We start from the raw sequence: 8,272 nt of genomic DNA on the forward strand, positions 1-8,272 counted from the left end.
CCAGTGGAAGCGCAGCGTTTTTCAAAGGCGAAGCTAAGGGATATCTTCAAAACTAGAGAATTATTTCAATATATATAGAGGGCAGGCGGATCGTATGGATAGAATGGTATTGCATCGTATGGAGTATTACGGATATCATGGTGTTTTTGCAGAAGAACGGAAGCTTGGGCAGCGGTACTATATTGATCTGGAGATTGATATGGACCTGGGTGAGGCCGGACGTAACGATGATCTGACCAAAACGATTAATTATGCGGAGATCCATGAGCTGGTAAAACAGATTGTAGAGAATAAATCATTCCAGTTAATTGAAGCTTTGGGCGAACATATTGCATCTTCTTTACTAGACACTTATACTATTATCAATGCATTGACAGTCAAGGTGACGAAGCCACATCCGCCATTTGATATTCATTTTGAGGGCGTAACGGTAGAGCTTCGCCGCACAAGAAAGTGAGAACCGATCATGATTGCACATTCGACCTCTGAATCTTCAGAGGCTTATATTGCTTTAGGGGCCAATTTGGGTGACCGGGAACAGACGCTGTTTGAAGCATTGTCTTTGCTGGATGAACACCCTCATATATCCGTTCTGCGTTGTTCTGCACTATATGAGACGGAGCCTGTAGGATATGTAGATCAGCCTGCATTTCTGAATATGGCAGTCGCCGTACAGGCGATGCTGACACCTGAGCAGTTGCTCACGGAATTATTGGATATCGAGAACCGTCTCGGTCGTGTTCGTGATATTCGCTGGGGACCGCGCACCGTTGATCTGGATCTGCTCTGGATGCACGGTGAGACGCGAGATACCGAATTGCTTCAATTGCCTCATCCCCGCATGGGAGAACGGGCTTTTGTACTGGTACCACTGTCGGATATCGTACCGGAGGGCGAGATTTCAGGTTTGTATACCTTTGTACACTCATCGTTGTCTGTACTGGATGGAAAGGATGGAATACAGCTTTGGAAAACATGCAATTGGCCAACCGAATCCGGGCATTCCGGAAGCTGAAAGGTTTAACACAACATGAACTTGCGTCCGAGACCGGCATCTCGCTGGCCATTCTGGGAACCATTGAACGGGGAAACCGTAAGGTATCACAGCAAGAACTCGATCGAATTGCTGGTGTGCTGGCAATCAGTATCGAGGAGTTGCGGGGCAACTAGGACCGTTTCGGTTTCGCCATGTTACAACAACCAAGACACCGATCAAACTTTATATCGTGATATATATACAGAATTAAAAAAGGAGTGGAACGACTACCGTGCTTAACATTGGTGGCATTGAAATGAAAAACCAGGTCGTACTTGCGCCGATGGCTGGCGTATGTAATCCGGCTTTTCGTTTGATCGCAAAAGAATTCGGAACAGGTCTCGTATGCGCGGAGATGGTGAGTGGCAAAGCCATTGTCCATGGCAACCAGCGTACACGTGAGATGTTGTTTGTAGATGAGCGTGAGAAACCGCTGAGCCTTCAGATTTTTGGGGGAGATCGTGATTCCCTTGTAGAAGCAGCCAAAATCGTGGACAAAGAAACCAATGCAGACATCATCGATATTAACATGGGATGCCCTGTGCCAAAGGTAACGAAATGTGATGCCGGTGCACGTTGGTTGCTTGATCCGAACAAAATCTATGAGATGGTATCCGCTGTCGTGGACGCGGTGGAGAAGCCGGTGACGGTCAAGATGCGTATCGGCTGGGATAACGAGCATATCTTCGCGGTGGAGAATGCGCTCGCGGTTGAACGTGCTGGCGGACAGGCGGTAAGTGTACACGGCCGCACGCGTGAGCAACTCTATACAGGCACAGCTGACTGGTCACACATCAAAGATGTAAAAGAAGCTGTCTCTATCCCAGTGATCGGCAATGGTGATGTCCATACACCAGAGGATGCACGCCGTATGCTGGATGAAACGGGTTGTGACGGAGTTATGATCGGTCGTGCCGCCCTGGGTAACCCATGGATGCTGTATCGTACCATTCAATACTTAAGCACGGGGGAATTGCTTCCTGACCCGAATGGCGAAGAGAAGATCCGTGTTGCCATCCTGCATATGGATCGCCTGATCGCATTGAAGAATGAGACAGTTGCCGTACGCGAGATGCGTAAACATCTGGCTTGGTATTTGAAAGGCCTGAAAGGATCTGCCCGCATCAAGGATGTTATTATGGAAGGAACCAAGCGGGACGAGATGGTACAGATTCTGGAGAACTTTGTGAGTCAGCTGAAAAGCGAAGGTAATTTGGAGTCAGAACCGGTAATCGCCGGAAATGCATCTTAATTATAAACGCATCTGTAAAACGTTTACACCTATAGGGGACGTAACATTGACTTTTCGAGATCGTTCCCCTATAATTTCTCAGTATAAATTCGCCATGTGCGTTAATAAGGATATAGCATCAGGAGGAATATTCTATTCCTCTGGAGAACTTCATATAGTTTTGAAGATGTATGCGAGCGGAGCTCTGTAACAAGCACTGATTCCGTTGCCGTACAATCAAATTTATTCCCATGACAGGAGAATCGGTTGAGATGAGCGACAAGGAAGTTATCCTTACACCAGAAGGACTCAAGAAGCTGGAAGAAGAATTGGAAACATTGAAATCAGTGAAGCGCCGCGAAGTGGCTGAACGGATTAAGGTAGCCATCGGGTATGGAGATATCAGTGAAAACTCTGAATACGAAGACGCGAAGAATGAGCAAGCTTTCATCGAAGGACGTGTAATCACGTTGGAGAAATTGCTTCGTAACGCGCGGATTATTAACAGCGACGAGATCGATACCGATGCCGTAAGCGTGGGTGCAACCGTCACTGTAGAAGATCTGGAGTTTGGCGACATCACGGAATATACAATTGTAGGTACTGCTGAGGCAGACCCGCTTCAGAACAAGATATCGAACGAGAGCCCTGTAGGTAAAGCGATTCTCGGCAAGAAAAAAGGTACAGTTGTTGATGTAAGTGTGCCTGCTGGCGTAATTCAATATAAAATTATGGACATTAAAAAGCTATAGCAACGAAGCAGTTGGGCACGGTAAACAAAAGCTTCCTTAGGGAAGCTTTTTCAACATTAGAGGAAAAACGACCTCTCGCGATGCCTGCAATGTAAATAAGGAGATGAATACAGATCATGACGGATGAAGTCTTGAATCAGGAAACCGAACTTAGCGAGCTTTTACAAATTCGCCGTGACAAATTGGACGAGCTCCGCAAATTGGGAATCGACCCTTTTGGCCAAAAATACGTACGTACCGAAGAAGCCGGCTCCATTCTGAAGAAGTATGAAGAACTGACCAAGGAAGAGCTGGAAGAGAAGCACATCGAAGTCAGTATTGCCGGACGGATTATGGCGAAGCGGGGAATGGGTAAAGCAAGCTTCGCACATATTCAGGACCTGAGCGGCAGAATCCAGATCTATGTTCGTCAGGATAGCGTGCCTGAAGACAAGTATGCGGCATTTAGCCTGCTGGACCTTGGCGATATCGTTGGGGTAACGGGTGTGATCTTTAAGACCAAAACAGGTGAAACTTCTGTCAAAGTGAAAGATATTGAAGTGCTGTCCAAATCGCTCTATCCGCTTCCGGATAAATTCCATGGTCTCACTGACGTAGAGCTGCGTTACCGCCAGCGTTATGTTGACCTGATTATGAGCCCGGACGTACAACAGACCTTTATCGCACGTTCCAAAATCATTCAATCGATGCGTCGTTACCTGGATTCCCTTGGATATCTGGAAGTGGAAACACCTACGTTGCATACCATCGCAGGAGGAGCGGCAGCACGTCCGTTCATCACACATCACAATGCGCTGGATATGGAACTGTACATGCGGATTGCGATTGAACTTCACCTGAAACGTCTGATTGTTGGCGGGCTGGAGAAGGTATATGAGATCGGCCGTGTATATCGGAATGAAGGTATGTCCACACGTCACAATCCGGAGTTCACCATGATTGAATTGTATGAGGCATATGCCGACTACAAGGATATTATGCAATTGACGGAGAACCTGGTTGCTCATATTGCACAGGAAGTACTGGGTACGCAAGTGATCCAGTATGGAGATTATGAAGTAGATCTTACGCCACAGTGGCGCCGTGTTACGATGGTGGATGCAGTTAAGGAAGTTGTAGGCGTAGACTTCTCCGTACACATGTCGGATGAGGAAGCACACAACTTGGCGAAGGAACATAAGGTTCCGGTTGAAAAACATATGACATTTGGTCATATTCTGAACGCATTCTTTGAAGAATTTGTAGAAGAGACGTTGATTCAACCGACATTCATTATGGGACATCCTCTTGAAATCTCACCACTAGCGAAGAAAAATGATGTAGATCCGCGTTTCACGGATCGCTTCGAATTGTTCATCGTTGGACGCGAGCATGCCAATGCCTTCACAGAGCTGAATGATCCAATCGATCAGCGTCAGCGCTTTGAAGCACAGATGCTGGAGAAAGAACATGGGAACGACGAAGCTCATGAGATGGATGACGACTTCATCCGTGCGCTCGAATATGGTATGCCACCAACAGGCGGATTGGGAATCGGGGTTGATCGTCTGATCATGCTGCTTACCAACTCCCCGTCGATTCGTGACGTACTGCTCTTCCCGCACATGCGTCCTCGTACGCAAGATTAAATAAGGAACGTAGGATACGTTCATAATAGAAGAGGAACCTGCCGTTCAGTATCATGCTGGGGCAAGTTCCTCTTTAGGTTTACATAGACGCTAAAAATAAAGTTTGTCAGAAGGCCCTTGCTCACAGCACATCATTAGGGTAACACCGCGTCTTGAAATTGTTAGATTAACCTGTTCGTATTTTTGTTAAAAGAGGTGCCCTTCATGAAGTTCAGGCTTCACTTTGCCAAATTCTTATCTCCTCCGTTAATTCTGGTCGGTGGTTTTCTGCTTATCATTGCGATTGGAACGGTGCTTCTCATGTTGCCAATCTCCAACCAAAGCGGTATGCATTTGGCGTTTATTGACGCGCTCTTTACATCAACCTCTGCCGCATGTGTAACTGGACTTGTCGTTGTGGATGTAGGGACGACCTTTAATTTGTTTGGTCAGATCGTCATTATGGTACTGATGCAGCTTGGTGGACTCGGATTCATGACCATGGCTACCCTCTTTGCGCTTGTATTGGGCAAGCGAATCTCACTCAAGGACAGGTTATTACTCAAAGAAGCCATTAATGCAGACAGTATGGAAGGGATAGTACGCATTATCCGCAAGGTGTTGATTTTCTCCTTTACCATTGAAGGGGTGGCGGCTGTCATACTTGCGCTGCGCTGGGCAACGGAGATGCCATTGGGTCAGGCCGTATACTATGGAATATTTCATTCCGTTTCATTGTTTAATAATGGCGGATTTGATCTGTTTGGCAACAGCTTTCAATACTACACCGGAGACTGGATATTCAATGTGACTGCTTCTGTGCTCGTTGTCTCTGGTGGACTGGGTTTTGTTGTATTGAATGACCTGTTTGAGTATCGCAAACGCCGCCGTTTATCTCTTCAGTCCAAACTGGTGCTGTCTGTATCCGGAGCGCTGATCGGTATAGGAGCGATTGTCTTGTTTGTTTTCGAATTCACCAATGGACATACACTGGCTTCACTCACATGGAGCGAGAAGATCTATGCGTCCTTCTTCCAGTCTGTCTCTACACGTTCGTCGGGAACGAGCACAATCGATATCACGGAGATGAGGCAGGCTACCCAATTCTTCTTCATTCTGCTGATGTTTATCGGGGCTTCCCCAGGATCGACCGGGGGCGGAATCAAGACGACTACATTCCTGATCATGATTGGTGCGGTGTATGCCATGATTCGGGGAAATAAGGATATTGTGTTTTTCCGCCAGCGTGTTCCGAAAGAACTGCTGATGAGGGCGTTGACCATTATTATGGTTTCTCTGATCATATTCATGATCGTGGTGATGCTTCTGCTTACGACAGAGGATGCGCCATTCCTTTCACTGATGTTTGAAGCTGCATCCGCAATCGGTACCGTGGGTCTTTCTGTGGGAGTGACTGATGAGTTGACCAATTGGGGAAAAATCATCATTACCTTTACCATGTTTGTAGGTCGGATAGGGCCATTAACCATCGCGTATGCCCTTCGTCCGCGCAAAGAGAAGAAACTGTATCGTCATCCGGAGGGCCGGATCATTATCGGATAAAAAGAAAAACCGTCAGACATTCAGAACTAACTCCTGTTATCGTAACGGGCCTTAGTCACAACGAATGTGCTGCGGTTTTTTTGGTTTAACGGCACAAGGAAGCAAGATGCAAAGTGAGAACATCGTCCATGAGCTTGGCATTCATCTGATCCGGTCTAAGCACGGTATGTATGCCTAAGCCATCTACCAGTGCATACAATCTCTCGATCTCCAGTTCTTTGTCCAGATCGGGTCTGGAGAGGTCGAGCTTTATCAGGTAGGTGATAACAGAGCCTACAGCTTGTCTGAGTTCATCATATACGGTATTAGCAAGTTCTTTGAGTCTAGGATCGGTTTTCGATCTGGCTGTAAAAGCGTACCACACCTCCATTTCGGCCAGTTTTTCTTCTGTGTTTGGTAAGAATTCGAGCAATAGGCATTTCATATTGTCCATGGGAGAGCCGGTGAAGGACATTTTTTGGACTCGATGAGACACCCGTTCAGATACCAAATTCATGGCATATCGTAGTAGTTCCGATTGAGTAGAAAAGTAGTGACGCATCGAACCAACCGAAACTCCAGCTTCTTCAGCAATATTCCGAACAGAGGCCTGTTCCATGCCATCTCTTCGTATAATACGCCAAGCTGCCTCGGCCACGAGCACGCGCTGTTTATCGTGATCAACAAGTTTAGGCATAGGCATATTATATCACCGTTGATTATTATAGTACACACGTGCTAAATTATATTTAATACATTTGTATCAAAAAAGGAGAGGCTGAAATGATTGGTTATTTCATTATAGGTTGTGAGATTGCCTTTTGGGTGTTTGTGTTCGCAGGTGTGAGTGTCAGGTATCTCCTTGGCATGAAGCGAATAGGCATCGGTTTGTTAATGGCGACGCCGGTTATCGATCTGTTATTGCTGGTAGCTACAGTTATGGATCTACAGCGAGGAGCTACAGCAAGTATGATTCATGGTATAGCTGCGGTGTATATAGGAGTAAGCATTGCCTATGGTCACCAGATGATCGCTTGGGCGGATCGATATTTCCTATATTGGTTCAAAGGTGGAGAAAACCCTCGTAGTAACAAGTTATATGGTAGAGAACATGCGAGTCGTGAGCGTAGTGGATGGTTTAGACATCTATTGGCTTGGGCTATAGGAAGTGCTTTTTTATTGGCCATGATATGGTGGATTGGAGATGCTGAACGTACAGCTGTCTTCAATAATTTGATCAGAGTGTGGGGAATGATACTCGGTATCGATTTTCTGATAAGTTTTAGTTACAGTTTATGGCCAAGAAAGGTTCCTGCTAGGAATGTTAAACGTTAAAGTAAATATGGACGTGTGTATGAACTTGCTAAGTTGGGAGAATACCATATGTACGTCCGTATTAGATCAAACCGATTGTTATTATAGTTTTAAAAAAAGACTTGCATTCAATATCTGTACATGGTATATTCTAAGTCCGGCCAAGAAAACACGGTTTACACGGTGCGGCAAGCAAATGAAATAAGCTTCGAAAGAAACTTAAAAAAAGAGCTTGCAAAGTTGGTTTGGATGTGATAAGATATAAAAGTTGCTGAAGAGAACAACATTCGGTAACAAAATAAGTTTGATCTTTGAAAACTGAACAACGAGTGAGTAAACATTCTGCTTGCAGAATGAACGCGAAAGTTTGAGACAAGCCTTGGCTTGAATCGGCTGGAGCACAAATGAGATTTTTAATCTCGTCAGATTCAAAATGAGCTTATCGCTCTTTTCAATACTTTATTGGAGAGTTTGATCCTGGCTCAGGACGAACGCTGGCGGCATGCCTAATACATGCAAGTCGAGCGGACTTGAAGAGAAGCTTGCTTCTCGGATGGTTAGCGGCGGACGGGTGAGTAACACGTAGGCAACCTGCCCTCAAGTTTGGGACAACTACCGGAAACGGTAGCTAATACCGAATAGTTGTTTTCTTCGCCTGAAGGAAACTGGAAAGACGGAGAAATCTGTCACTTGGGGATGGGCCTGCGGCGCATTAGCTAGTTGGTGAGGTAACGGCTCACCAAGGCGACGATGCGTAGCCGACCTGAGAGGGTGATCGGCCACACTGGGA

The 8,272-nt window shown here is 46.1% G+C and carries 9 protein-coding genes and 1 rRNA gene; 9 read left to right on the forward strand and 1 reads right to left on the reverse strand.

Annotated features, from left to right (window positions below; translation table 11 throughout):
• The first annotated feature begins 94 nt into the window (after nt 1–94).
• The 7 genes from folB to CXK86_RS29615 all read left to right on the forward strand — a co-directional run bounded on the left by folB (nt 95) and on the right by CXK86_RS29615 (nt 6,189).
• Nucleotides 95–457: a dihydroneopterin aldolase gene (folB, locus tag CXK86_RS29585; protein WP_036606103.1), complete on the forward strand. Its 363-nt coding sequence runs from the start codon at nt 95–97 to the stop codon at nt 455–457.
• A gap of 9 nt (nt 458–466) precedes the next feature.
• Nucleotides 467–1,015, forward strand: a complete 549-nt coding sequence (gene folK, locus CXK86_RS29590) for a 2-amino-4-hydroxy-6-hydroxymethyldihydropteridine diphosphokinase (protein WP_047844503.1) — start codon at nt 467–469, stop codon at nt 1,013–1,015.
• On the forward strand, nt 976–1,170 hold the full coding sequence (locus CXK86_RS29595; RefSeq protein WP_370511459.1) for a helix-turn-helix domain-containing protein: 195 nt from the start codon (nt 976–978) through the stop codon (nt 1,168–1,170). The genes folK and CXK86_RS29595 overlap by 40 nt, the downstream gene beginning before the upstream one ends.
• 98 nt (nt 1,171–1,268) lie before the next feature.
• Nucleotides 1,269–2,288: a tRNA dihydrouridine synthase DusB gene (gene dusB, locus CXK86_RS29600; RefSeq protein WP_036606100.1), complete on the forward strand. Its 1,020-nt coding sequence runs from the start codon at nt 1,269–1,271 to the stop codon at nt 2,286–2,288.
• A 251-nt stretch (nt 2,289–2,539) separates the two neighbouring features.
• On the forward strand, nt 2,540–3,019 hold the full coding sequence (gene greA, locus CXK86_RS29605; RefSeq protein WP_036606099.1) for a transcription elongation factor GreA: 480 nt from the start codon (nt 2,540–2,542) through the stop codon (nt 3,017–3,019).
• A gap of 116 nt (nt 3,020–3,135) precedes the next feature.
• On the forward strand, nt 3,136–4,647 hold the full coding sequence (gene lysS / locus CXK86_RS29610) for a lysine--tRNA ligase (protein WP_076254627.1): 1,512 nt from the start codon (nt 3,136–3,138) through the stop codon (nt 4,645–4,647).
• A 204-nt stretch (nt 4,648–4,851) separates the two neighbouring features.
• On the forward strand, nt 4,852–6,189 hold the full coding sequence (locus CXK86_RS29615) for a TrkH family potassium uptake protein (RefSeq protein WP_036606097.1): 1,338 nt from the start codon (nt 4,852–4,854) through the stop codon (nt 6,187–6,189).
• 85 nt (nt 6,190–6,274) lie between these two features.
• Here CXK86_RS29615 and CXK86_RS29620 read toward each other — a convergent pair whose 3' ends face one another.
• Complete coding sequence (locus tag CXK86_RS29620; protein ID WP_076254656.1) at nt 6,275–6,865, reverse strand: TetR/AcrR family transcriptional regulator; 591 nt, start codon at nt 6,863–6,865, stop codon at nt 6,275–6,277.
• Between the two features lie 86 nt (nt 6,866–6,951).
• On the opposite strand from CXK86_RS29620, the gene CXK86_RS29625 reads away from it, so the two are divergent.
• Nucleotides 6,952–7,503 (forward strand): hypothetical protein, encoded by a 552-nt coding sequence (locus tag CXK86_RS29625; protein WP_076254626.1) that lies wholly within the window; start codon nt 6,952–6,954, stop codon nt 7,501–7,503.
• Nucleotides 7,504–7,941: 438 nt separating this feature from the next.
• Nucleotides 7,942–8,272: ribosomal RNA gene (locus CXK86_RS29630) — 16S ribosomal RNA — on the forward strand; the annotation flags it as partial.

It is taken from the genome of Paenibacillus sp. BGI2013 (genome assembly GCF_002843485.1).
Classification (GTDB): Bacteria; Bacillota; Bacilli; order Paenibacillales; family Paenibacillaceae; genus Paenibacillus; species Paenibacillus amylolyticus.

Bases quoted from the DNA above. Each gene is read 5' to 3' on its own strand.
- CXK86_RS29620 (WP_076254656.1), bottom strand. From the start codon at position 6,865: ATGCCTAAACTTGTTGATCACGATAAACAGCGCGTGCTCGTGGCCGAG.
- lysS (WP_076254627.1), top strand. From the start codon at position 3,136: ATGACGGATGAAGTCTTGAATCAGGAAACCGAACTTAGCGAGCTTTTA.
- CXK86_RS29595 (WP_370511459.1), top strand. From the start codon at position 976: ATGCAATTGGCCAACCGAATCCGGGCATTCCGGAAGCTGAAAGGTTTA.
- CXK86_RS29615 (WP_036606097.1), top strand. From the start codon at position 4,852: ATGAAGTTCAGGCTTCACTTTGCCAAATTCTTATCTCCTCCGTTAATT.
- greA (WP_036606099.1), top strand. From the start codon at position 2,540: ATGAGCGACAAGGAAGTTATCCTTACACCAGAAGGACTCAAGAAGCTG.
- CXK86_RS29625 (WP_076254626.1), top strand. From the start codon at position 6,952: ATGATTGGTTATTTCATTATAGGTTGTGAGATTGCCTTTTGGGTGTTT.
- folB (WP_036606103.1), top strand. From the start codon at position 95: ATGGATAGAATGGTATTGCATCGTATGGAGTATTACGGATATCATGGT.
- folK (WP_047844503.1), top strand. From the start codon at position 467: ATGATTGCACATTCGACCTCTGAATCTTCAGAGGCTTATATTGCTTTA.